At 33.3% G+C, this 26,275-nt stretch carries 18 protein-coding genes; 9 read left to right on the top strand and 9 right to left on the bottom strand.

The annotated features are described in order from the left end of the window. The first annotated feature begins 4 nt into the window (after positions 1–4). Positions 5–328, top strand: a complete 324-nt coding sequence (locus ACFSSB_RS07780) for a hypothetical protein (RefSeq protein WP_379902841.1) — start codon at positions 5–7, stop codon at positions 326–328. Here ACFSSB_RS07780 and ACFSSB_RS07775 read toward each other — a convergent pair. Next, a complete protein-coding gene (locus ACFSSB_RS07775; protein WP_379902838.1) occupies positions 325–4,989 on the bottom strand; it encodes a GEVED domain-containing protein in 4,665 nt (1,554 codons plus the stop codon). The two genes, ACFSSB_RS07780 and ACFSSB_RS07775, sit on opposite strands and share 4 nt — an antisense overlap. Positions 4,990–5,641: 652 nt before the next feature. Next, complete coding sequence (locus ACFSSB_RS07770; protein ID WP_379902835.1) at positions 5,642–11,089, bottom strand: GEVED domain-containing protein; 5,448 nt, start codon at positions 11,087–11,089, stop codon at positions 5,642–5,644. A 222-nt stretch (positions 11,090–11,311) separates the two neighbouring features. Here ACFSSB_RS07770 and ACFSSB_RS07765 point away from each other — a divergent pair, with 222 nt between their 5' ends. From ACFSSB_RS07765 to hemL, 3 genes are read left to right on the top strand one after another with little or no spacing between them, the layout of a single operon-like run. After that, positions 11,312–12,175, top strand: a complete 864-nt coding sequence (locus ACFSSB_RS07765; protein WP_379905665.1) for a 1-aminocyclopropane-1-carboxylate deaminase/D-cysteine desulfhydrase — start codon at positions 11,312–11,314, stop codon at positions 12,173–12,175. A 3-nt stretch (positions 12,176–12,178) separates the two neighbouring features. After that, positions 12,179–12,979 carry a glucosaminidase domain-containing protein gene (locus tag ACFSSB_RS07760; protein ID WP_379902832.1) on the top strand — a complete coding sequence of 267 codons (801 nt, stop codon included), beginning with the start codon at positions 12,179–12,181 and terminating at the stop codon, positions 12,977–12,979. Further along, positions 12,980–14,266, top strand: a complete 1,287-nt coding sequence (gene hemL, locus ACFSSB_RS07755; protein WP_379902829.1) for a glutamate-1-semialdehyde 2,1-aminomutase — start codon at positions 12,980–12,982, stop codon at positions 14,264–14,266. A gap of 68 nt (positions 14,267–14,334) precedes the next feature. Here hemL and ACFSSB_RS07750 read toward each other — a convergent pair whose 3' ends face one another. The 6 genes from ACFSSB_RS07750 to ACFSSB_RS07725 all read right to left on the bottom strand — a co-directional run bounded on the left by ACFSSB_RS07750 (position 14,335) and on the right by ACFSSB_RS07725 (position 19,827). Next, positions 14,335–14,781 (bottom strand): hypothetical protein, encoded by a 447-nt coding sequence (locus tag ACFSSB_RS07750; RefSeq protein WP_379902826.1) that lies wholly within the window; start codon positions 14,779–14,781, stop codon positions 14,335–14,337. A gap of 303 nt (positions 14,782–15,084) precedes the next feature. Further along, the gene (locus tag ACFSSB_RS07745) at positions 15,085–16,326 is read right to left on the bottom strand and encodes a fibronectin type III domain-containing protein (RefSeq protein ID WP_379902822.1); all 1,242 of its coding nucleotides are present in this window, start codon (positions 16,324–16,326) and stop codon (positions 15,085–15,087) included. Positions 16,327–16,440: 114 nt separating this feature from the next. Continuing rightward, positions 16,441–17,601, bottom strand: a complete 1,161-nt coding sequence (locus ACFSSB_RS07740; RefSeq protein WP_379902820.1) for a M28 family peptidase — start codon at positions 17,599–17,601, stop codon at positions 16,441–16,443. A gap of 40 nt (positions 17,602–17,641) precedes the next feature. Next, entirely contained in the window at positions 17,642–18,172 is a 531-nt protein-coding gene (locus ACFSSB_RS07735; protein WP_379902817.1) for a YceI family protein, read from the bottom strand. Positions 18,173–18,239: 67 nt separating this feature from the next. Next, positions 18,240–18,764: a YceI family protein gene (locus ACFSSB_RS07730; RefSeq protein ID WP_379902814.1), complete on the bottom strand. Its 525-nt coding sequence runs from the start codon at positions 18,762–18,764 to the stop codon at positions 18,240–18,242. Positions 18,765–18,960: 196 nt separating this feature from the next. Next, positions 18,961–19,827, bottom strand: coding sequence for an energy transducer TonB (locus tag ACFSSB_RS07725; RefSeq protein ID WP_379902810.1), 867 nt, complete (start codon positions 19,825–19,827; stop codon positions 18,961–18,963). A gap of 149 nt (positions 19,828–19,976) precedes the next feature. On the opposite strand from ACFSSB_RS07725, the gene ACFSSB_RS07720 reads away from it, so the two are divergent. Then, positions 19,977–20,840 (top strand): winged helix-turn-helix domain-containing protein, encoded by an 864-nt coding sequence (locus tag ACFSSB_RS07720; protein WP_379902807.1) that lies wholly within the window; start codon positions 19,977–19,979, stop codon positions 20,838–20,840. A 133-nt stretch (positions 20,841–20,973) separates the two neighbouring features. On the opposite strand, the gene lysS is transcribed toward ACFSSB_RS07720, so the two are convergent. Then, positions 20,974–22,668, bottom strand: coding sequence for a lysine--tRNA ligase (gene lysS / locus ACFSSB_RS07715; RefSeq protein WP_379902804.1), 1,695 nt, complete (start codon positions 22,666–22,668; stop codon positions 20,974–20,976). A 217-nt stretch (positions 22,669–22,885) separates the two neighbouring features. On the opposite strand from lysS, the gene ACFSSB_RS07710 reads away from it, so the two are divergent. The 4 genes from ACFSSB_RS07710 to ACFSSB_RS07695 all read left to right on the top strand — a co-directional run bounded on the left by ACFSSB_RS07710 (position 22,886) and on the right by ACFSSB_RS07695 (position 26,255). After that, positions 22,886–23,044: a YqaE/Pmp3 family membrane protein gene (locus tag ACFSSB_RS07710; protein ID WP_215967682.1), complete on the top strand. Its 159-nt coding sequence runs from the start codon at positions 22,886–22,888 to the stop codon at positions 23,042–23,044. 46 nt (positions 23,045–23,090) lie between these two features. Continuing rightward, positions 23,091–23,876: a hypothetical protein gene (locus ACFSSB_RS07705; protein ID WP_379902800.1), complete on the top strand. Its 786-nt coding sequence runs from the start codon at positions 23,091–23,093 to the stop codon at positions 23,874–23,876. Between the two features lie 15 nt (positions 23,877–23,891). Continuing rightward, positions 23,892–24,608 carry a lipoyl(octanoyl) transferase LipB gene (gene lipB / locus ACFSSB_RS07700; RefSeq protein WP_379902797.1) on the top strand — a complete coding sequence of 239 codons (717 nt, stop codon included), beginning with the start codon at positions 23,892–23,894 and terminating at the stop codon, positions 24,606–24,608. Between the two features lie 96 nt (positions 24,609–24,704). After that, positions 24,705–26,255, top strand: a complete 1,551-nt coding sequence (locus tag ACFSSB_RS07695) for a T9SS type A sorting domain-containing protein (RefSeq protein WP_379902794.1) — start codon at positions 24,705–24,707, stop codon at positions 26,253–26,255. The last annotated feature ends 20 nt before the right edge of the window (positions 26,256–26,275 follow it).

Below are 26,275 nucleotides of genomic sequence, written 5' to 3'. Positions count from 1 at the left end.
AATTATGATTTTTATTTCTAAATTTTTGGTGCCTAAAGGATATACAGGAATTACACTGTTTCCGTTTGTGTTTTTAAAACATAGTAGTTTAAAACAGAATAAAATTTTATTGAATCATGAAAAAATTCATTTTAAGCAACAATTAGAATTGTTGGTTATTCCGTTTTATATTTTATATGTTTTTGAATTTTTTATACGATTGCTTACTTGTAGAAATTGGCAGCAAGCATATAGAAATATTTCATTTGAACGTGAGGCTTATACCAATGAAAAAGACCTTAATTATTTAAAATCAAGGCCTTTTTATAGTTTTTTAAAATATTATTAATGTTTTAAAATTACTTTCTGTGTTTTTTGTTTTTGATTTACTAGTGTTACTTTCACTATGTAAGCACCTTCAGAAAATTTATTGTCGTTAATAATAAATTCTTTAGCATTAATATTTTGGTGATTTCTTAAGGCTCTTCCTAAAAGGTCATATACAGTAACACTTTCTATTGTGCTATTTCCAGATATTACCTTAATATAATTGTTATTTGGTGCTAAAATTTCAAGTGCGTTTAAATCATAATCAGTAGCACTTAAAGAATGATCTGTGTATCTTAATATAAATCGGTCATTATAGGTTCCTGCATTTATATTGAAGCTATACGGATTGATACGTAAATTATGAAAAGTATTAGTGTATGTGTCTTCAATAAATATAGATTGATTTGTAGTTTCAAATAAACCGTCTAAACTATTGATGGCAATGGTGTAATTTCCGCTTTGAGAAATTTCAATACCAAGAGGAACAGTGTCTGCATCTTGAAAAGGTAGTGCTTTACCTTGAATAGACATTTTTTCATTTTCTATTAAAGAATAGAATCTTGCGCTAGTTTCACTTAATTCGTAAGCGTCATATAATCTATCTTTGCTGTTAGTAGCTCCTTCAATATAACCTACTAAAATAGAATTAGCAGTATTACTAGGTGTAATTAAATCTAACCAGATTCTATGTTTTTCTATTTCTGATGTGCGTTGCTGAGTTTCTTCTGTTCTATAAAACTGACTGTTGTTTAATGTTTCACCACGCATGGTGTTATTGAATATAACATTTGAATTTACAGGAGCTGTATGTTCCATGAGTACAAAAAAGGCTTGCCCTGAAGCAATTTTGCCATCAAATCCAGATGGGTTAGAACCTGTGCTGTTGTATGCCACATAGTCGTTAGGGGTGTAATTGTAAATATAACCTTGGTAAAAAGGATCGTTTACTGCATTGCTAGGAGTTTCTATATGTCTCCATAGGTATACAGTTCCTTGAATAGAGTTGTTTACATCATCATCAATTACTCCAGCATTTGTTGAAATAAATGTGTCTGCTGAAATAGCTGAAGGATAAGGGTTACCTATTAAGTTCCAGTTATCGTCTAGTTTGGTTGCCATTGTAGAGCCTCCTCCAGGATAATCTGCTCCATTATATGTACCTCTAGTAATGGCTTTAGTAATTATTCCGTTATTTGGTGTTCCAACAAACTCAGGGGTTGATGGAGTTGGAGTACCTGTTACATTTCTAATAATATATCCTTTACCAGGAATCATATTTTCTGTTGTTGCTGACCAATCTCCATAATTACCACTTATGGTTGGAATCCATTCGTAAATATTAGAAGATCCAGGAGATACATTTGTAACATTAAAACCTTCAACAGGAGATGCCCAATAAATGTAATCATAAGGACTATTAATTGTAGCAGTTCTTTCCATGGTAATATTTCCAGAATTATTATTAGAAGCTACGTCTGTAACCTGAATTAGGCTACCTCCAGATTTAATGGTTAAATCTCCTCCTGCTTTTACATTTACCCAATCTGTAACTGTTAAATAGTTGTCTGTTAGTATTTCTAAACCTCCAGCGCTGTGCACTGTTAGGTTTTTAGCATATGCTTGATAGTCAAAAGGAGGAAATGGTATGCTTATATTGTTAGGTACTTTACATGCTTCTCCATCAGGAATAACAACACAATTATCTGGAGTTGGTACTCCTTCCGGTTTCCAGTTGGTAGGATCACTCCAGTCTGTACCACCTCCTTTAAATACTTTTGTGTTGTTAGTAACTACAATACTACTGCTTACTGTACAACCGTTAGATAGTGTGGTGCTAACAGGAATGTTAAATGTTTCATTTTCTAGTTGCGTAAGTGTTGGTTTTATCCATATTGTAGTAGCAGGAGTATTTGGTGTATAGCTAGCTGTAGCAGCTGCATCTGTATATGCGTCTACAGTTGTAGTGTCATAATCAAAGGCGGTGTTTATAGTTTTTTCTCCATATAAGTTAAAATCATCTATGGCAACACCATCACACCATCCTGCGTAATATTTTATTCTAATTCTTAAGGTGTTTTCATTTGTATAAGCATTTAAGTTATAGGATAGTAAATCGAATTTGGTGCCAATACCTATATCTGATGTTATGTTTCCTGTAGGTAATACTGTCCAATTTGTTCCGCCATCCGTAGAAACTTCAATTTTTACATTTTCATCAGTTGGATAAGTGTTGTCTTTAAAATAGCGTGAATGGTACATTTTGAAATCTAAGGTAAGGTCTAAAAAGGCCGTGGTATTTACTGTAGGTGAAATTAGTTGATTATGTGTGGTATATGTACCTACATCAGAAGTGGACATTACAAATTTATTGTTTCCAAAACCTGTAGATATGGCAGGAAACCAAGTTTCTTGTGAAGGAACAAAAGTACTTGTTCTATTTTGCCATTTTGTTTTGTTGTTAATTGTAGCTCCGTTATTTACAATATTATTAGTTGTAAACACGCCTAAATCACCAGTTTCAAAATCTTCTTGAATTAAGTATGCGGTTTCTATATCTCCTTCTGCTGTAAGTTGAATAATTTCATTGGCTCCACATACTGTAGGTGCGGAAGGAGTAAAAGTAACCGTTGGTGTAGGGCTTATTGTAGCCTCAATAGGAGTTCTTACTAAAGATTCGCAACTACCATTTGTGGCAGTTATCCAATATGTGGTTGTAGTTGCAAGTGAAGGAGATGTCCAGCTTGCAGTTGGTACTCCTCCAGGAGCAGTAAATGTAGGAGCAGGAGATAAAACTGTTCCTCCAGTTTCGGTAGTGTAGATGTTAAAGCCAGTAACTCCAGTGGTTCCGGTAGCATATAAATCTACAGTTCCTGTGCCACAGCTTTCGCCATCTGTTATTGTTGCAATATTAGCATCACAACTTTCAATAACGGTAAATAAATAATCTTCTGCTTCACCATAATAATTTGAATTACCACATGGTCCAAAATTAGCAAAGCCATTATAATCACTCATACGAATACGAATTCTATAATCTCCAGGGAGTGCAGTTGTTGGTATTACAAAACCAAAAGTTGTAGAGGCTTGTGCAATGCCTCCAACATCATAAATATCTTCATTAAGATCTGTGAAATCACCATCCTTATTCCAATCTACCCAAGCTTTATAGTATCCGGAAAATTCTGTACCTACATAAATATTAACGCCTTGGCCTTGTGCTTGTATAGCTTTTGTTGCTAAACCTGTAAAATCTTGATATCCTCTAGGTGTAGGATCGCTATATGTACTTGTATTTGTAATATCTTGTAAGTTACCTATAAAAGAAACTGTATTTATGTAGTTTGTAGGTGGCTGGTATGTTGCACTAATAGAAGGCACGCAATACGATACCGTTCCTGGAGTTGTTGTACAGTTAATAGTTAAATCGAAACCAGTATCTATAATACTATAATCTGATGTAAAGTAAACTGTTAAAGGGCCAGATATAGATGTGGTAGTTGGAACAGTTAAAGCTCCTGAACCATCCCATAATAATGTGCCTCCAATTCCGACACCATCATAAATATATACATTATCATAACCAAATTCTGTCTCTATTGTCCCAGAAACCTCTACAAAGTTCCCTGGAGTACTTGGGTTTAATACCGTATATCCAGAAGAGTTATTTGAGTAATCACCAGTGCTTCCACCATTATCGTATAAGTTTCCAGAACATACAGAATAGGTATTTGTGCCAGTAGCTGGTACAATTAATGGACCAGCTATTGTAGTTTCATTGCTAGATAATGGAGCTGTAGTATAATAATCTGGACCATCACCACAAGCAGTATTGAAACTATATATATAAAAGTAATAGGTTGTTGTTGGTGATAAACTTGTAGCTGTAAATGTTGTGTTAGTATCGGTATCTATCACAGTTGCTCCGCCTATAGTATCACCTATAGCATAGGAGTTCGTGTCTGTAGGAGCAGGCGAAGGTGTTGTGCCTGTAGTGTTCATTAATACTAAATAATTGTCTGGTGTTGACGAAGCTGCTGTGAAATTACCTACAATACTAGTCTCTGTTACTGTACCAAAAGTTAAATTTGATGCTTGTGCTGTTGGTTCTATACAAGGTGTGGAAGCTGTTCCTTTAACTATAATGTTATCTACATAAAAAAAATTAGAATTGTTCGCTTGACTAGCTCTTAGTATTAGTTTAATGCTATTTTCTGTATCTGGAATACTAAATGTATATGGGTTTGAGGTTACCGCTCCACCACTATTATCTGGTGTTCCCCAAGCCCAAGTTTCTCCTCCAGAACGATTATTTTGACCATCAATTAATTTAATTTCGTTCCAATTAGTTCCATTATCATACGAAACATATAAAAATAGATCTTTATTGTTTTTTGCATTTACAGAAGAAAAAGAAACCGTTGCGGTTACATTGGAAAAGGAAGATATATCTACATTTTGAAATGTTATATTTGAGTTGTTACTATTTAACTTAAAAGAGTTAGGAGCAGATTCTGAAGAGGCATTAGTAATAGTAGTATTTCCTGATGTTGTATAGGTTAAATCATCGGAATAACCAGAAGCACCATAATCGAAACTTTGGCTTTTAATTATTGATTGTCCATAAAAAGTGCTAGTAATTAAAAAAAAGATGAAGGTTGTGAAAATTAGTTTTGTTTTCATGAAAAATTTGAGGTTAATAGCTAGTAATACGTTTAAAGAATTTTAATACTTTAAGTGTTTAGGTTTACGGTTTTAATGAAAGACTAATATTATTGTTGTAGGTTAGAATTGTATGCTTTATAAATAGGTGAAGTTTTAATTGTAATATGCTTTTTTTTTTGAGTGTAATTTTAGTGTCATAAACTTTAGATTTGGGTTCGTTTTTTAGCGAAAAAGACAATGAAGCAATAATGTGAAATATATTTTTGTGTTATTCTGATTAATTTTGAGTGTTTATGTTGTTTTGTTGTTGAAAATTTAAGTATTTGTCTATTTTGTCGAAAATAGTTTAAAGTTTTTGAATAAAAATAAATTTTCGTTTAAGTGAACGATTTTACTGACAAAATGTATTTCAACCTAGTAATCAGTATTTTGTGGATGAAATCTGATGGGTTGAAATATGTGGTTTTTGATGTTGGTTAATGGAGGTTTTTATTTGTTTTTTTTGATGAAAGAATAGAATTGTTTGCTTTTTAAAAGACGATTGAATAGTCTTTGTGTATTTTGGGTTTTTATAAGGAGTAGTACAAGAAAAGCTGTAAACTAAAAATAAAATAATTCTAGTTTACAGCTTGTAATTAAATTGAAGTATGCTACAAAAATGGATTAGGAGTTAGTGCTTTAAAATTACTTTCTGTATTTTTTGTTTTTGGTTTACTAGTGTTGCTTTTACAATGTAAGCGCCTTCAGCAAACTTAAAGTTAGTAATGGTAAATTCTTTGGCGTTAATATTTTGATTGTTGCTTAGGTTTCTTCCTAAAAGATCATATACAATAACGCTTTCTATTGTGCTATTTCCGGATTTTACCTTGATGTAATTGTTGTTTGGTGCTAAAATTTCAAGTGCGTTTAAATCAAAATCAGTAGTGCTTAAAGAATGATCTGTATATCTTAATATAAATCGGTCATTATAGGTTCCTGCATTTATATTGAAGCTATATGGATTGACACGTAAATTATGAATGTTATTGGTATAGGTATCTTCAATAAATATAGATTGATTTGTAGTTTCAAATAAACCATCTAGGTTGTTGATAGCAATGGTGTAATTTCCGTTTTGAGGAATTTCAATTCCTAGAGGTACAGTATCTGTGTCTTGAAAAGGCACAGCTTTACCTTGAATAGCAAATTCGTTATCATTGATTAAAGAATAAAAACGCGTGTTGTTTTCACTTAATTCAAAGCCATCATACAGTCTGTCTTGTGTATTTGTAGCTCCTTCAATATAACCAACTAATACAGAGTAAGCACTGTTGTCTGGTGCAATTAAATCTAACCAAATTCTATGTTTCTCTATACTTGATGTTTGTTGTGAGTCTTCGTTTGTTTTATAAAATTGACTGTTATTTAGGGTTTCATTACGCATGGTATTATTAAATGTAACACTTGAATTTATAGGAGCTGTGTGTTCCATGAGTACAAAAAATGCTTGTCCTGCAGCTATATCTCCTCCAAATCCTGAAGGGTTAGAACCTGTACTATTATAAGCGATATAATCATTAGGGTTATAATTATAAACAAATCCATCATAAAAAGGATCGTTTACAGCATTACTTGGTGTGTTTAGGTGCCTCCATAGATATATGGTTCCTGAAATAGAAGAGTCTACGTCATCTGTTATGGTAGAAGCATTTGCTGTAATAAAGGAGTTTGCTGAAATTGCAGATGGATACGGATTTCCAACTAAATTCCAATTGTCGTCTAATCTAGTCGCTATCGTGTTGCCTCCTCCTGTATAATCTGTACCATCATAACTTCCTCTAGTTATAGCTTTAGTGATAACTCCATTATTAGGTTTGCCAACAAATTCAGGAGTAGAAGGAGTTGGTGTGCCTGCTACATTTCTAATAATATAACCTTTACCATTTATCATGGGTTCTGTTGTAGCTTGCCAATTACCATAATTACCAACTCCATTTCCTGGAATAGTTGAAATCCATTCATAAATTAGTGTGGACCCTGGAGATACATTTGTTACGTTAAAACCTTCAACTGGAGATGACCAGTAAACATAATCATAAGAACTTGTAATGTTTGCTGTTCGTTGCATATTAATAGCTCCACTACCTGTATTGTTGTTTACGTTTGTTGCTCCATCAGTAATTTGAATTAAGCTACCAGAGTCTCTAATATCAATAGAGCCATCTAATGCAATCCAATCTGTTACCACTAGATTTGTTCCCGAAGCAATTTCAAGGTTTGCTGTAGGTGCTACTGTTAAGTTTAATGCATAAGCGGGTTGTGGAGGAAGTGGTGCTAAATTGATAATGTCTGCTATGGGTTCGTCAAAATTAGAAACAGTAACATCAGGTATTAGTACGCAATCACTAGAAGTTGGTACTCCGTTAGGTTCCCAATTACCATCTACATACCAATTATTATCTATGTAGCCCATCCAGGTTTTACTCGATTGGTCGACAACAACATCATCTGTAAATGTAGTTGTAGTGCCACAAGAAGTGTAGGTTACCTCTGCGGTATATGTGTCTGGAGTAGAGATTTCTAAAGTTGATCCGGTTCCAATAACAGTAGACCCAGTACTTGCGGAAAACCACTCTACAGAGTCTGGTGTGATAATAGCGCCATTTGGTACAAAGCGCCATGCTTCATTTGTTGTTTCCCAATTGGTGTCTAATCCATTTCTACACGGAGCAGTAATGGCTTCTCCTGCATTGGCGTCTCCTTGTAGGCCTACAATTGCATTACCGTCATTCCATGGGTTTATATCTCCATTTTCTATTCTTTTTTCCTCAATAAACACTTCAATGATGTTGGTGGTTTCATGTAGCACAATCATACCTGTATAAAGCCTGCTTGCGTCACCAAACATAGGGATGTCAATCCAAGATATAATAAATTGTCTGCATCCTGGAGAGCCTAGTACGCGACTTTTAATAGGTGTACCTGATAAGCCTCTTGGATCTATATCGTGGTAAACACCATAAATAGTATTGTTAAATAAAGCTCCAACTAAACTAGGAAGGTTGTCGTTAAAAGCATAGCCACAAGAAGAGCCTGGAGTGTAGGAGCTATCAAAAGTAATCATGCCATTAGCGCCAACAAGTGTTTCTGAGTATGTGTTGCCATAAAAGCAAAAATTAAAACCAATATTAGTTCTGGTATCTGCCCAAACATCATCATCTGTAATTGTTTGAGCTCCTGATCCACCAAAAGTTGGAAACTCATATTCTGGTGCAGGATTAGGGTAGGCTATTTGCTCAACAATATAGCTATCTGTTTCTCTAATTGTGGAATGTGCTTGTAACGTAAGTGTTGGGTTAGAGCAATCTAAGCTAAAGCTTGGGTCTGGATCAAAAGGGTCTGCTGTAAAGGGATCTACTCCTTGTTCTCCAACTATTAGCGGGCAAACCGTTGGGGTTGTTATAATGTTGGAACAACTAGTTGTGAATGTTGTATTAACCCAAATACCAAAATCTACGGCATTACATAGTCCTCTTACAAATACATAGTAAGTAGTTCCTGCTGTTAAACCTGTAAGATTTACTGTTGTTCCTGTTGTTGTTCCTATAATGTCTCCAGCAGGAGTGCTTGTTGAATTATCTGTAGAAACAATATATTCATAACCATTTGCAGGAGCTGGAGAAGGAGCTGTCCAGTTAATGGTTCCTGTAGTAGGGGATGCAGGGGTAGCAGTCAAACTGATTGGGTCGTCGGTGCAATTTAATGGTGTAATTGTAATCGAATAATCTTCAGCTTCACCAGAAGGACCATAGGTATCAAAAGCACATGGGTCAGGTGATGTTGCCCAATAATCAGCCAATATTCTAACTCTGTAAGTGCCTGCAGCTACCCCAGGTATTGTGTAGCTGAAGTTAAGGTTTGATATATAGCCAGCAGAATTGTAGATTTGTTCATTGAGATCATTAAAATCGCCATCGTTATTCCAATCTACCCAAATACCTACTCCCATTCCTATAACTCCATATATAAAATCGGCTGAAAATGTAATATTTCCGCCAGGTGCTTGAGAAGCTATCATAGAAGTATAATCTGCATAACCTCCAGTGGTGTATCCGGTATTGTTGTTTGTGATATTAGTTATACCGTTTGTTGTGGAAAAATCATCAATGTAATTCGAAGAATTTGTAGATGAAGGTGTACATAAACATGGCGCATTTGTGGTAGTAAAACTCCAAGTAATTGGAGTGCCAGAAGAAATTCCGCAAGGACCGTATGGGACTATTCTCCAATAGTATGTTGTGTTTGGTGTGAGTGCTCCAATGTTGTATATTGTTGTTGTTACATTGGATACAAAGGCAGGGGTTGCATTTGTGCCAAAATACACATCATAATTAATTGCGTTTGCGGCAGCATTCCAATTTAAGCTTGTAATAGCATTTGTTCCAGAATAACAAACTGTTGCAGCATTGTTTGCTGGGGAAGGAGAACTTGCTAGTGAACTTATTGGATTATTAACAGTAACATTAATAACTCCAGAGCCAGCACTCCAGCATCCGGTAGTGTTATTTCTAGCTCTTAAATAATAAGTGCCTGAAGTATTTGTAATATATGTGTTACCGCTATCGGTTGTAGTTGTTCCATTGGCTGTGGTTTGCCAGAACCAAGTTATTCCAGCAGGTGGAGTTCCACTTCTAGTGATAGTAACTCCAGCAGGGTTACATTGCGGGGAATTACTTGTTGGATTGGCAGGATTGGTAGGTAGCGGGTTTACTGTAAAGGAAGTTATACTACTTGCGGAGCCTCCACCTGTTATAACCGTTACAGTTCCAGTTGTGCCAGCTCCTACAGTAGCCGTTATGGAGTTAGCTGTATTTGAAGTAATAGTTGCTGCGGTGCCTCCTATAGTAACAGAGGATGCAGCAGTTAAATTTGTTCCATTAATTGTGAACGAGCTACCTTCGCAACCAGATGAACTACTTAAAGAGGTAATGGCCGGAGGACCTGGCTCTACTATAAGTAAGGTATAATCTTCATAAGACGCATAAGTACCAGTGTAACATGGGTCGTTTGTAGGTCCAAAATCTTTTCCGCCAATTCTCATTCTATGGAGGCCTGTTCCATTTCCTGAAGTGGCTGCTCCAGCTGGAATGGTAATAGACGCTGCTAAAGTAGTAGGGTTTGCGGCTAGTGACACTCCATTATAAACAGTTTCTCCTGCATCCGTAAAATCAAAATCATCATTCCAATCTACCCAAATGGTAGTGTCATAAGTATAACCTGTGGAATAAGTAATATTTACGGGAAGCGTGGTGCCTTCAACGGCGGTACCTATTAAGGCGGAATAGTCACCGTAATTTCCGGGTTCGGATCCAGTTGTATTGTTAACAATGTCGAACGAAACATTGGTGATACCTAGTCCGTCAACACTTGATGGTGCTGGTGTGCAATAACTGCTGTTCATATCAGAAATTAAAGATATATTGTCGATACCAATAGGAGGGTTTTGACCTGAGTTACCATCATTACGCCATTCAAAAACTAATCTAAAGGTATTGCCTGCATAGGCTGTGGGAATAGTATAAGTGGAATTGGTCCAAGTGTATTGCTCACTAAAATTACCTCCAACTTGAACTCTGCCAGTAGGCGCCGTCCCATTTGCGTTAATTTGATTGCCATAAGTCGGGTTGTAAGTTGTTGGTACTAACCAGATGCGCATTCTATCATAAATCCCTTCTCCATTACAAATCCAATCAAAATTTAAAGTAATATTAGATTCTGTGTTAGGAATGGTTATATTTCTATATAGGTGAGTAACTCTAGTCGCGGTATTTGTGTAGGCGTGCGGAGGAGGATTTGAGTTTCTAGCGTTTGATATATAAGCTGCACGAGTATCTGAAAAACCAGTAGTTGCTCCTGTGTCGCAAACCCATTGGTTTTGGTTTGCTCCTCCTGTAGTTGCATTCCACCCATTAGTGGCAAATGTAGCTCCCAATTCAAATCCACCATTACCGGTTGGGGAAATATGTGTGGTTTGAGCATTTGTAAAAGGATTATAGCTAAATACTAAAACTATTAGTAGCAATAGTTTATAATCTATTACCTTTGACTTGTTTTTTTTGTAAAGTAATTTTTTCATCATAAACTGTAAATTTGCAACATAAGTTTATGTCAAAAAGACAGGATAGAAAAAGCAAATTGTAGATTTGGGGAATCTTAATATAAAAAGATGTAATTCAAGTGTAATTTAACATTTTTTATGTAAATGACGTAAATTATTAACACTTTTTAGTGAAATAGTTTAAAAATTGTTAATTACGAGTAAATTTTCTATAAAATGAAAGGTTTAACTGTTGAAATTAGTATGGGTGCTGTAAATCAGGTTTTTGTAAGAAAAACCTATCTCAACCATGCATTTATTTCTGGAAATAAATTATACAAACTGAAGTATAATATTCAAGAAGCCAAAAATCAGAATAAAACTACTTTGTTGACTTTTGGAGGTGCTTTTTCTAATCATATTGCCGCTGTTGCCGCTGTAGGAAAAGAATATGGTTTTCATACTATTGGTGTTATTAGAGGAGAGGAGTTACAAGATAAAATAGGCGAAAATCCTACCTTGAGTTTTGCTAAAGAGCAAGGCATGCAATTTCATTTTGTTTCTCGTGAAGCGTTTAGAAGTAAAACAACAGATTATTTTATAGAAGACTTAAAGAAAGAGTTTGGTGACTTTTACCTAATTCCCGAAGGAGGAACAAACGCACTTGCAGTCAAAGGTTGCAAAGAAATTTTAGAAGAAGGTGACCAAGTGTACGATTATATATGTTGCCCAGTAGGAACAGGTGGTACTATATCAGGAATTATAAAAGCTAGTTTGTCGCATCAAAAAATTCTTGGATTTCCAGCATTAAAAGGAGACTTTTTACAAGAAGAAATTAGTAAATTTACAACCAAAACAAATTGGGAGCTTGTTACAGATTATCATTTTGGTGGTTATGCTAAAGTAAATGCAGAATTAATAGCATTTATTAATCAGTTTAAAAAACAAAACAATATACCATTAGATCCCGTTTATACAGGGAAAATGCTTTTTGGTATTCGTGATTTAATGACAAAAGGATTTTTTCCGAAGCACTCTAAAATATTAGTTATTCATACAGGAGGATTACAAGGTATTCAAGGTATGAATACTGTTTTGAAAAAGAAAAATTTACCATTGATTCAATAATAGATGAAGAAAATAATAATATTAAGTTGTTTGGCTGGTTTTATGTTTAGCTGTGGCTCAAGTAAAAAAGTTACTACTAAAAAAAATAAAACAGTTATAGTTGATAAGAGAAAAGAAAAAAAGGAGGAAGTAAAAGAAGTGGTGGTTACACCAGAAATTAAACCAAGTACTCCAGAAGTATATGCAAATGCTACCGAAGAATATATTGCTATTTATAGTGATATTGCACAAGATGAAATGCGTGCATATGGTATTCCTGCTAGTATAACTTTAGCACAAGGTATTCTAGAGTCTGCTTCTGGTAAAGGAAGACTTTCTGTAGAAGCTAATAATCATTTTGGTATTAAATGTCATGATTGGACAGGCGCTAGAATTTATCACGATGATGATGCGTCACAAGAATGTTTTAGAAAATATAACAATTCTAAATATTCGTTTAGAGATCACTCGCTTTTCTTAACAGGAAGAGAGCGTTACAGTGCTTTATTTGATTATGAACAAGATGACTATAAATCATGGGCTAAAGGATTAAGAGCAGCTGGTTATGCAACAGATAAAAAATACCCAAATAAATTAATTAGCCTTATAGAGCGTTACCAATTACATCGATTTGATGCAGAGGTTTTAGGTACAAACGCTACTAATAATGATAAACATACTGTTATTAAAGGAGATACTTTGTACTCTATTTCTAAAAAATATAAATTAACGGTTAAAGAACTTCAAGAACTAAATGGTTTAGAAGATACTGGCTTATTTGTAGGTCAAGTGCTTTTTGTTAAACCAATGCCTAAAGATTATTAAATGAGTTATATACGTAGTAGTGCGTTATTTGCACAAGCAGAAAAAGTAATTCCTGGAGGAGTAAACTCTCCTGTAAGAGCTTTTAAAGCTGTAGGAGGAACACCAATATTTATTAAAGAAGCCAAAGGAGCTTATTTAACAGATGAAGACAATAATGAATATATAGATTATATAAATTCTTGGGGACCAATGATACTTGGTCACGCTTATCAGCCAGTTGTAGATGCTGTAGTTGAAAAAACAAAAAAAGGAACTTCTTTTGGTACACCAACAGAAATTGAAACGCAAATTGCAGAGTTGGCAGTTTCTATGGTTCCAAATATTGAGATGATTCGTTTTGTAAATTCAGGAACAGAAGCATGTATGAGTGCTGTGCGTCTTGCTCGTGGATATACAGGAAAAGATAAAATTATCAAATTTGCTGGTTGTTATCATGGGCATAGTGACTCGTTTTTAATACAAGCAGGAAGTGGAGCTGTAACTTTTGGATCGCCTAATAGTCCAGGAGTAACACAAGGTACAGCAAAAGATACTTTGCTTGCTGTTTATAATGATATTGATAATGTGAAGCAAATTATTGAAGCTAATAAAGGAGAAATAGCTTGTATTATTATAGAGCCAGTTGCAGGAAATATGGGATGTATCCCTCCAAAAAATAATTTCTTACAACAATTAAGAGAGCTATGTACAGCCAATGATATTCTTTTAATTTTTGATGAGGTAATGACAGGCTTTAGACTTGCAAAAGGTGGAGCTCAAGAGTTGTTTAATGTTAAGGCAGATATTGTTTGTTTTGGTAAAGTTATTGGAGGAGGATTGCCAGTTGGTGCTTTTGCTGCTAATAATGAAATAATGCATTATTTAGCACCTATTGGTCCTGTGTATCAGGCAGGAACTTTAAGTGGAAACCCATTAGCAATGGCAGCAGGTTTAGCTATGTTGCAAGAATTAAATAAAGATGGAGCGATTTACAATCGTTTGGCAGAAAAAACCGAATATTTACATAAAGGAATTGCTGAGGTTTTAAATCAAAATAATATTACACATACTATAAATAGAGTAGGATCTATGATTTCTGTACATTTTGCAGAAGGTGAAGTTTTAAATTTTGAAACTTCGGCAAAAGGGAATAATGATACCTTTAAAAAATTCTTTCATGGTATGTTAAGTCAAGGGGTTTATATTGCTCCTAGTGCTTTTGAAACTTGGTTTATTACAGATGCTTTAACTTATGCAGATTTAGACAAAACAATTAGTGCTGTTGCTGCAGTTGCCAAAACGTTATAAAATATAAAAGCACCTTAAAAGATTTCTCTTTTAAGGTGCTTTAAAAAAAAACTAAAACTAATTTTTATTTAATCGTTATCCTTACTATCGCCATCTCGCTTTCCTTTTTTACCTTTTCTTTGCATATGGCCTTTTCTATCTTGCTTTTTTTCCCACTTAGCGTATTGCTCTTCATTTAAAATATTTTTCATTTTTCTCTTTAATTCAATTTGAGCATCTAATCTTTCGTTTCTCATTTTAAGCATTTCCTCTTTGCTAGGCTTTTCTTCGGTATTTTTTTTGCTTTTTCTAGCTTCCATTTTTGCTTTTCTAGCGATGGCATTTTCCAAATTAATAGCACCAACTTGTTCTTGTTGCTCTTCGGTTAGATCTAAATCTAAGGTCATTTGCTTGGTCTGTAATTGTGCCATTTCTTCTGGTGAAAAATCTGCTTTTCTTTCTCTTCCTTCTCTTTTCTCTTGCGCACTAACTTGAATGGTTACTAAGGCTAATGCTATTACTAATAATTTTTTCATCTGTTTTGTTTTTATTGTTATTTGCTTCTTTGACATTATAAATGTTAAATAGTTTAATTGTTATGCAGTTTTTAACTGCATATTAACATATTTACTAGTTGTTAATATGCTTGTGTTTTACATTTTTTTAATGAAAAATAAAAAAGAAAAATCTTCTTGATGTCTTTGTTTGTAGGTTGTTGGGTTGCTAAAACGGTTACTGTGCTTCTTAATAAATAGAAGGTTTTTTATGTTTCACTTGTTTTTAGTTGCAAATTTCACTTCTTCTTTTTTTTCGTGAAATACATTGTTTAGCAGAATGAATTATAAAGAATTTACAAATGCTTCGATTAAATTGTACCCTTCGGTATGAATCATGGTAGTACCTATTAAAGGCATAGAATAGTCGTTTGCGTAATTTTGAGTTCTTGCTTGAATAGTAAATCGTTGTAAATATATGTTTGTTTCATCAAAAGGTCTTTCAAAAGTAAAATCTAAAATAGAAGTAGTGTCACAGGTTCCTCCTGGTGAGTGGCAATGTGCGCAGTTAACATCAAAATAAGCTCTAGCTCTTTGCATTAAAGTATAGTCTCTATCGTTTTGCCAATCTGGTAATGTGGTTACGTTAGAAACATCTGTAATATTGGTAAGTAGATTTTGGTCTACAAAAGATTGTAGTTGATTGTTGAAGTGCATTGATCGTAATTTTGGGCCAATAGGTGTAATAATACTATTGTTACTATGGCAAGTAAAACAATCTGTGTTTGCTGGAATTTCATAATTTACACTTTTTGGTTGTCCTGTATTATCTACATAATTATAGGTAACAACACTGCCATTAGGATCTAAAGTAGCTTCGGTTTGTGCATCGTTCCATTTATAGTTTCCGGTAACCCAAGTGCCATTTTGTTTTATTAAAATTCTAGTTTCCATGATTTTTTTTCCTAAAGAAGTATCGCGTTCATCATTAAAGTAATAGAATGTTTTTGCAATAACTGTATTGTCTGGAAATGTAGGTAGACCATTGTCTACATATTGCATTGCTTCTCCTGGAGGTAACGCAATTAAGCGTTGTTTATATGCGTAGTCTGTAAATAGAGGAGTAATTAATTCGTATTCAAAAGTATAAGTGCTAGGGTTTAAATCTTCAAGATTTCCTGTGTAAATATGCATATCTGAAAGATTGTTTACAAACTGAGGAACAACAAGAGGTTCATTTGTGGTAAAATGTGTTACATTGGTTAACATGCTAACATTATTACTGCATATAGATTGTATGTAGATATCATAACTGGTGTTTGCTTCTAAACCTGTTAATGTTGCAGTTGTGTCTGTAGTTGTTATTGTTTCACCCAAGCCTAATGTAAAGCCAGAAATACCATATTCTATAGTGTAAGTAGCAGATGTATTACTGTCTTCCCAAGTAATGCTAGTGCTTTCATGTGTGGTGTTGCTTAACACAATGTTTGTAGGTGTTAAACATTGTTCTATAAACTCATCATCTGGATCGTTAAAGCAAGAGGTTAATGTGCATGCAAATAGTAAGGTGAGTAATAATTTCTTCATGATATAAAATGGAATAGCAGTTGTTAAAGTAATGAAATTGCTATTAAAATGAAGAATTTTTTATTAAAAAATAAGTTTAATATTGTTTTAAGTTGAAAATAGATGGTTTAATTGTTAATTAACTATCCATTTTTTAGTCGTTGTTCTGTTGTCTATTTCAAGAATAACAATATAAATTCCTTTTTGTAAATCTTTTAAATGTATTGTTTCTGCAACTTGTAGATTGGTTTTAGTGTAAATTACTTTTCCTAAAACATCATAGATTTTTAAGGATCTATTGTTGCTAGTGGTATTTAAAAAGTTAAGATTTAAAACACCATTATTGCTTGGGTTTGGGTAGAAGTTAACTGTGTCTTGAATATTTTCGTTAATGCTTAATGCATTGGTGCTTATTGCAAATTCTAATAAAGCACCTAAAGAACCTTTGGTTACCTCTGTTAAGTAAGCAGGATCCATGTTTGTTAATACATCTGTAGGTGTGTGCGCATGTGTGGTTTCGTTGGTTTCATATAAACCTGTAATTATTTCACCATTGTTTTCAAAAGGAACATAATCTGAAGCATATGCATATGAAATTTGGGTGTTTAAGTTGGAGTACAACTCTATACAGTTAGCAAGAATGTTAGTTATTATTGAAGAGTCACTGTTGTTAGCAGGAGGGTTGCTTCGGTCTTCTTCACAAGTAATGGTATCATTTGTTGCGCCATTTACTCCTCCAACTTGATCTAGATTAAATACTAAATGAATATCTAAATTTTCAGGATTAACCGTATTGTTTACATAATAATTACTACCAATTAAACCATCTTCTTCACCACTAAAATGGATGATTTTTATAGAGTATTCAGTATTTATATTGGTAAGTAGTCTAGCTATTTCTAGTAATAAAACGGTTCCGCTACCATTATCATTGGTTCCTGGTCCGTTAATGGTATCATAATGTGCATCAATAATTATATAGGTGTCAGGATAAACGGTTCCTGTTTTGGTAACAATTATATTATTGCTAGTACCAGAAGAATAAGTAAAAGGTTGTAGTTCAATATCTGTATAACCTAGACTAGTGTAACGAGAAGTAATCCAGTTTTCTGCATTGGTTAAGGCAGAAGTACCAACTTCTTTAACTCCAAAATTTTCAAAGCTAGTTAAATCTGTAAGTATGTTTGATGCAGAAACATTATCAACAATACTTTGGTAAAAGGTATTATAGGTTTGTGCGTATGTAGAAATGCTTAAAAAAAAGCATAAGATTATTTTTGTAAAGTTAGATTTCATTTAAAACTAGTTTTATACAAAAGTAAGCTAAATTTAGTTGTTAGTAAACTACGCATGTTATAGTAACTCTGGCTTCCTTGCCAACCCTTATAGTGCTAAAATCTTCACCTATATTATAATCAAATCTGTTTATTACTAAATCACCAATTAAAGTATTGTTTGTAAAGGTAAATGGTATTTCTACAAATTGTGTAACACCATGAATAGTCATGTTTCCTATGGTTTTAAAACCGTTTTCGGTTTTTGTTACAGCAGAAGAAACAAAGCAAATATTTTTGTACGTTTTGGTATCTAAAAAATCAGCACTACGTAAATGATCGTCTCTTTTTTGGTTTTTGGTATTAATGCTTGAGGCATCTACACATATATTAAAATTTGCATTTTTTAAATCAGAAGTATCTAAATTAAAGTCGCCTTGCATTCCTGTAAAAGTTCCTTTTACCTTAAAAATTCCTCCTCCTGTAATATGAAATTCAATAACCGATTTTTCTTGATGTATGTTTTGTTGCGCTTGTATTAAGGTAAAGCTGGTTATAAAATATAGAGCGAATAGTAGTATTGGTTTTTTCATGCTTTAAGGATTTTATGTAGTTTTTATACTATTCGTTTTTATTTAATAAAACAGAAAATAATTCCTGTTAATTAACCATACAGGTTATTTCAATTTTTACCATTTCACCAATAACAAACGGGTTTTCGTTTTCGCCAAGATGATAGTCTGTTCTGTTTATTTTAAATGTACCAATAAAGGTGTTGTTTTTATAGGAAAACGGAATAGTAACATCGCGACTGACACCTAGCATTGTTAGTTTTCCTGTGGTTGTAAAACCTTCTTCAGATTTTGAAAAAGTTGTTGAAACAAAACAAATATTAGGATTGTTTTCTACATAAAAAAAATCTTGTGAACGTAAATGAGTATCTCTTTTATCATTACCTGTTTCTACTGTTTCTGCAGCAATACATACATCTATTTTAGAGTTGCTTAAATGGTCTGTATCTATATTTACAGTTCCTGTCATATCTGTAAAGGTTCCTTTGACATAGCTAAAAACTAAGTTGTTAATTTTAAAATGAACAACAGATTTTTCGGTATTTACATTTTGCGCTTTTATAGCAAATGAAAATAGAAAGAACAGTATTAGTGTAAAGGGTAACTTTTTCATTAATAAATGATTGTAGTTTATTTGTAGGCAGCTGTTCTTGGAGGATCTTATGTTAAATATAAGGAAAAAGCTTGAGATTTTAGCATCTAATTATTAGGAATAAAAAAAGGAACTACATTTCTGTAGTTCCTTTTGGTTTCACATTGCACAGTTTGTTTTTTGAAAGTATTTACTTTTAAAGATAGATGAATTGCGATTAACAACCCATTAATCCAAAAGAGACCACTTGTTCTTGATCCATTTTTTCACCTTTCAGGTTTTCTGCAGGTTTCCATTTTCCTGGTAAGTTTTTAATTAACTCTATCATGGTTTTATCTACCTCAGGATAGTTAGATGTTCTGTCTAGTTTTACATTTTTAATATTTCCGTCTTTGGTTACTGTAAAATGTAGTTTTGCGGGCTGAAGCTTTTCTGGATCTACATCTTTTCTAGCTTCGCTGCTATTTTCTTTTAAGAATTTTTTTAGGACCTCTTTACCATCCATATATTCGGCTTGTTTTTCTGGAACAATAGTTATGTGTGGGGAGTTAAATTTATGTTCTAATTGACCTATAGAATTTTTTTCTAAATATTCTATTCTAATATTAAAGTGTGAAGTGTAATCTAAAGATTGTAGTAATTTTAATTGTGCATCTGTAAAATCTTTGGTGTAACTAATCGCTCTTTTTTGGGTTTGTCTTTCGTTTTCAATAATTATAATTTCAATAAATTTAATTTCAGATATAGCGCGTAATTCTTCCCAAGTAAAAAAATCTTCAAGCGAAGTTGCTTTTTCAATTGCACTTTTTTTCATTGGCGCAAATCTAGAACCAACATCATAAATAAAATCCTCGAAAACTTCTGGTTCAGGTTTTTCAAAATAGTGCCTTAGAATTGGACCAATAGGTCCTTGATAGCAGGTGCTCTCCATTGTTTTTTCGGTAGAAGTGGAATGCATTGCAATTTCTGCTTTGGTAGAAACTTTTGGTTGTTTCGTTTGTACATTCGTCCAGTTTGTAAATCCAAAAGCGGTTACGCTTAAAGTGATAAGTACTGCAAATAAAATAGTTATGCGCTTCTTCATAGTATGTAAATTTAATGATTAATTATTAAGTGTTGTATTTTTGCTTCTGTAAAACTAGAAGATAGCTTTCTGTAAAGTGTCAAAAGAATGTAAAAGAAGTGTCAACTATTGTAAAAAGTCCCGAAATTGTATGTTATTTACCAGTAATTATGAATAATACGATATCACGTTTTTTTAAGCAATTTACTTTTTGTGCACTTTTTGTTTGCATGTTATCTTGTAATAAAGAGACAAATCTGCATTTTCCAGAACTAGTAAAAGTTTCTTTGCGAGAAGTAGGACACAACTTATTATTAACTAATGGCGATTCTACCTCTGTGGTTCCTCCGGTAATTGCTTTAAATGAAAACAAATACCAAATAACTTTTGAAAACACTTTAACCATTCATCCCGATAGTTTGGTGGCTATTATTAAACGTAGTTTTGCAAAAGCCAATTTACCACAACAGTATATTACCGAAGTTACGCAATGCGAAGATCTAGAAGTGGCATACAGTTATGTCATGATACAAAATACAGAGCAAGGGATTGTGCCTTGTAGCGGACGCGAATTAAAAAAAGGATGCTATCAAGTTACCGTAGAATTCACAGCAATTACCGAACAAAACAAAACCCAAACCAAAATTTTATATGTGCTTTTTTTAGTGTTTTTAGTACTACTTGTAGTATTTGCACTGAGAAGAAGAACCAAGAAAAAAACCGAAACAGTAGATTTAGACTATACTTCGTTAGGAAGATTTAAGTTTTATCCTGAACAAAATAAACTGATTAAAGAAGCTACAGAAATTAGCCTTTCTAAAAAAGAGTGTGAATTACTAGCGCTTTTTGTAGCACAGCCCAATCAAGTGATTAAACGCGAAGAACTCACTAAAAAAGTTTGGGAAGATAAAGGCGTTATTGTGGGTAGAAGTTTAGACACCTATATTTCTAAACTTAGAAACAAACTAAAAGAAGATCCTGCTATTACTATTGTTAATGTGCATGGTGTTGGTTATAAGTTGGAGGTTGGTTAGAAGTTAAATGAATTACTAAATTGTCATTCTGAATTTATTTCAGAATCTAAAAGTTGATGCAACAAAAAAGGAACTACAATTTGTAGTTCCTTTTTTATTATAATGAGATTTCCGCCTTCGCGGAAATGATAAATTATACTATTTCAACAAACAAACCTTCTTCTGTCTTCTCCACTTTAGCAAGGTTGTTTTTAGTAAGTTCTTTTATGGTTTTATCCCATTTTTTATTCGATAAACCAGATTGTGTTTTTAAATCACCAAGCGCTATTTTTTCAGCAGCTTTTAACGTTTTTAAAACTTCTTTTGCTTCATCGCTTATTGCTAAGGCTTTCTTTTCTGGTCGCATTTGCGGAAAGAATAAAACCTCTTGTATACTTTGGTTGTTGGTTAAAAACATGATAAGTCTATCCATACCAATTCCCATTCCAGAAGTAGGAGGCATACCATATTCTAAAGCACGTAAAAAGTCGTAATCTATAAACTCGGTAGCTTCATCATCTCCTTTGGCAGCCAATTTTAATTGATGCTCAAAACGCTCACGTTGGTCAATTGGGTCATTCAATTCCGAATATGCATTCGCAATTTCTTTACCACAAACCATTAACTCAAAACGCTCGGTTAATTCTGGGTTGTCTCTGTGTTCTTTACATAACGGACTCATCTCTTTTGGGTAGTCTGTAATAAAGGTTGGCTGTATGTAGTTACCTTCACATTTCTCACCAAAAATTTCATCAATAAGTTTTCCTTTACCCATGGTTGCATCAACAGCAATTCCCATGCCTTTTGCAGCTTCACGTATTTCGTCTTCACTTTTTCCTGTAATGTCAAAACCTGTAAAGTGCTTGATAGAGTCTGCCATAGTTACTCTAGCGTAAGGCGCTTTAAAGTCTATTTCATGCTCACCAAAAGTAGCTTTACTCGTTCCGTTTACAGCAACAGCACAATGCTCTAGTAGTTGCTCACAGAAATCCATCATCCAGTTGTAATCTTTATAAGACACATAAATTTCCATTGCTGTAAATTCCGGATTGTGAGTTCTGTCCATTCCTTCGTTTCTAAAGTTTTTAGAAAACTCATAAACACCATCAAAACCACCAACAATTAAACGTTTTAGGTATAACTCATTAGCAATTCGCATATACAACGGAATATCTAAAGAGTTGTGGTGTGTAATAAAAGGTCTTGCAGCTGCTCCACCAGGAATTGGTTGTAAAATTGGCGTTTCTACTTCAAAATATCCAGCGTCATTAAAGAAACCACGCATGGCATTAAAAAGTTTCGTTCTTTTTACAAAAACCTCTTTTACTTTTGGGTTAACCACTAAATCTGCATAACGTTGTCTGTAACGTAATTCAGGATCGTTAAAGGCATCGTGTAAATTACCTTCGGCATCTTCTTTTGGTAATGGTAATGGTTTTAAAGCCTTACTTAAAAGGGTAAAGTCGGTAACACGTACACTTTTTTGCCCTACTTTAGTAGTGAATAATTCCCCTTCAACTCCAATAAAATCACCAATATCTAGTAATTTTTTATATACATCGTTGTACTTGCTTTTGTCTTCGCCTGTACAAATTTCGTCTCTATTAAAATACACTTGTATTTTGCCTTCGCTATCTTGTAATTCGGCAAAACTTGCATTACCTTGAATACGTCTAGACATTAAACGTCCTGCAATAGTTACTTTCTCTCCTTCTTTAAAATCCTTCTTTATTTTATTGGTTAAATGAGTTAAAGGATATAAATCTGCTGGATAAGGGTTAATGCCTAATTCGCGTAATTTGGCTAACTTATCTCTTCGTACTAATTCTTGTTCAGATAATTGCGACATGTAATTTTTATGTTTTTTAAGAAGCCACAAAGATACATTAAAGCTACTAATTAGAAAATGCTTTTTTGGGCATTCTTTTTCTGTAAAAAAGCCGTGCTTTCGCTAGTCGCTCTTTTCAAGGAGCTCCAACATGCGCTCAATCACTAATGCAAAGTGTAACAAACAACAAAACATTGCGTCTAATAAGCATCAATCAATTAATTAAAAATCAAAATCAATGAGTTTTTGGAGAGTCTTACTTTCAATAATATGTCCACCTTTAGCAGTTTTAGATAAAGGCTGTGGCTCTATATTAATAGTTTTTATTTTGTGGCTTTGTGGTTGGGTACCAGGAGTGATTGCAGCACTCGTAATTTTAAATAATCCCGAAAGATAAAATACGTATCTTTGTTTCTAATTTAAGAATAACAAAATCTTTATAAATGAAACAAATTTTACTAGTTCTTGCCAGCGTTTTTTTATTAACCAGTTGTAATTTTACCGAAGAAATAACCTTTAATCCCGATGGTTCTGGAGAGTTTATTATGCGTTATGACATGAGTGAAATCATGAAAACCATGGATGAAATGGGAGGAGCTAAAAAAGACGACACTAAAGAAAAAGTAAAACTAGATAGTGTCATGTATTTTAAAGATATGTTGGTAGAAAAAGCCGATAGTATTGCTAAGCTACCTGTTGAAGAACAAGAAAAATTAAAGTCTTTAGAGAGTATCATTATAAAAATGAAGATAGATGAAGAAGAAGGTCTTTTTGATATGGGATTTGGTTCTACATTTACTAGTTTAGAAGAGCTACCTGAAGCTTTAGAAAAAATTGATGAAGCTAAAAAGCTAAATTCAGAAAGCAATTCGCAATTCGGACAATTAGGAGAAAGCGCTGTAGCGAAAGCATCAGAAGATGTTTTTGAGTATATAGATTTCACCTATGATGGTAAAACCTTTTCTAGGTTTGTTAAAAAAGATTTTGAGTTAGCGACTGAAGACATTGAAACTTTAGATGCAGAAATCAATGAAATGGGAGATTCTAAAGAGGTTTTTGAAGCTATGAGTTATACGTTAGTGTATCATTTTCCAAAAGAAATAGAATCTGTTACCAATAAAAACGCTGTAATAAGTGCAGATAAAAAATCGGTTAGCTTAAAAATGAATTTTATTGAAATGATAAAATCTCCAGAAGCAATGACTTTAGATGTAGAATTAAAAGATTAAAAAGCAGGATTAGTTTTGAATAAAACAGTACAATTACAGGATTTAGGATTAAAAGATTATAAAGATACTTGGGACTATCAAGAGTCTTTATTTAAATCTGTTGTAGATGCTAAAATTAAAAATAGAAGAGAAGCGTTAACGCTACCAACTACAAACTATTTTTTATTTGTAGAACATCCGCATGTGTATACTTTAGGTAAAAGTGGTGACATGGCAAACCTATTAGTAAATGAAGAGCAGCTTGCCGAAAAAGGAGCTAGTTTTTACAAAGTAAATAGAGGAGGAGATATTACCTATCATGGTCCAGGACAAATTGTAGGATATCCTATTTTAGATCTAGATAACTTTTTTACAGACATACATAAATACCTTCGTTTTTTAGAAGAAATGATTATTCTTACACTTGCAGAATACAATGTAAAAGCAGAGCGTAGTCCTGGTGAAACAGGTGTTTGGCTAGACGTAGGTACGCCATTTGCAAGAAAAATATGTGCTATGGGAGTTCGTGCTTCTCGTTGGGTAACCATGCATGGATTTGCTTTAAATGTAAATGCAGATTTGGGGTATTTTGATAATATGATTCCTTGTGGTATTCGTGGTAAAGCGGTTACTTCTTTAAACGTAGAACTTGGTGTAAAAGAAGTAAGTATTGAAGAGGTTAAAGAAAAACTATTAAAACATTTTACAGCTCTTTTTGAAGCAGAGTTCAAGTACGCTGTGGCTGGTTTGTAATAGCTTAAGTTTTTTTTGTTTATTGAAATGTAATATTTAGGTTACAATATTTGTAAATTATTATTGTAAATTGTTTGCGTAAAACCAAATGATACTATGACAAAAAATTACATTTTAATTGCTGTTCTTTTTTTTAGTTTAAAAATTACTGCACAAAACTCTTATGAATATACGGTAGAATCTATACCTTTTCAAGAATTTACAGAAATAGACGAAGTAGTATTTAATAATGATGATATTTATTCATCTGTTATCGCTATTCCTTTTGATTTTAAGTTTTATTCAGATTATGCTAATTACTCACAATTAGTTGTTGGCTCAAACGGAACAATTTCTTTTGATACTTCTAATGCAGATAATTTTGCTCCTTGGACTTTTAATGAAGCTATTCCTTCTGCAGCACTTCCTTATCCATCTATATTTGGTCCTTTTCATGATATGGATAATAATACAGCAGATGTAGTAGGAACGATTTTTACAGGAGTTTCTGGTCAATCACCTAACAGACGTTTTTATACTATATTTGATAATATTCCGCAATTTGCATGTAATGAAATGCTTTCTACATCTCAAATTGTTTTACATGAAACCTCAGGAATTATTGATGTGTATATAAAAAATAAACCTTTATGTGCAACGTGGAATAATGGTAACGCAGTAATAGGATTACAAAAAGAAGTAGGAGCAGAAATTCATGGTATAGCTCCTCCAGGACGTAATACAGGCCAATGGGAAGCAACAGAAGAGGGTTGGCGTTTTATACCAACTACAAGTTTTAATGTTGTTGTTTGTGATGCCGATAATGACAATACAGAGTATTTTGATTTTGCTGTATATGCCAATACTATATTAGAGCAATTTAATTTAGATCCAGCAGAAAATATAGTTTCTATTTTAGATGCTAATAATACAGAAGTTACAGGAACAGTAAGCATTAATGCAGGAATTAATAGCTATTCAATAGTTATGAATCCAGCAACAGATAATGTGAGTTTCGATTTAAATATATCTTTTGTTGATTGTGAAGGAGATCAAGAAGCAGATGGATTGCCAAACGGAATGGAAGATGTAAACGATAATGGCAATTTAGCAGATGACGATACAGATGGTGATGGTATTCCTAATTATTTAGATAATGATGACGATGGTGATACTGTTGTTACTAATATTGAATTGGTTTTTGGAGGTAGAGATACTACGCCAACATTTTTAGATACAGATAACGATGGTATTTATAACCATTTAGATTTTGATGATGATGGAGATGGAGTGCTTACGCTAGATGAAGATTATAATGGCAATGGAGATCCTACAGATGATGATATTAATGAAAATGGTGTAGCAGATTATTTAGATGCACAACAGCTTAGTGTAAATGATATAAGCTTAAATACACAGTCTTTTACCTTATATCCTAATCCTACAAATACTATTTTAAATCTAGCCTTTGCTTCGCAATATAATTTTGAAGGTCATGAAATACAGGTTAAAATATATGATATTCAAGGAAGACAACTTTTTGAAGTAGAAAAAGAATTACTAGATAATAAAACACAGTTAGATGTTTCTAGTTTAACTGCAGGGCATTATATATTGGTAGTTAAAAAAGACGGCTTGCTAAAAGCAAAGAAGTTTATGGTAAACTAAAAAGTAGATTATTAGCCAAA

Source organism: Lacinutrix gracilariae, from assembly GCF_042684485.1.
In the GTDB taxonomy this organism is placed as follows: domain Bacteria; phylum Bacteroidota; class Bacteroidia; order Flavobacteriales; family Flavobacteriaceae; genus Oceanihabitans; species Oceanihabitans gracilariae.
The sequence above is the reverse complement of the archived record's forward strand: the minus strand, read 5'-3'. Positions and strand labels throughout refer to the sequence as shown.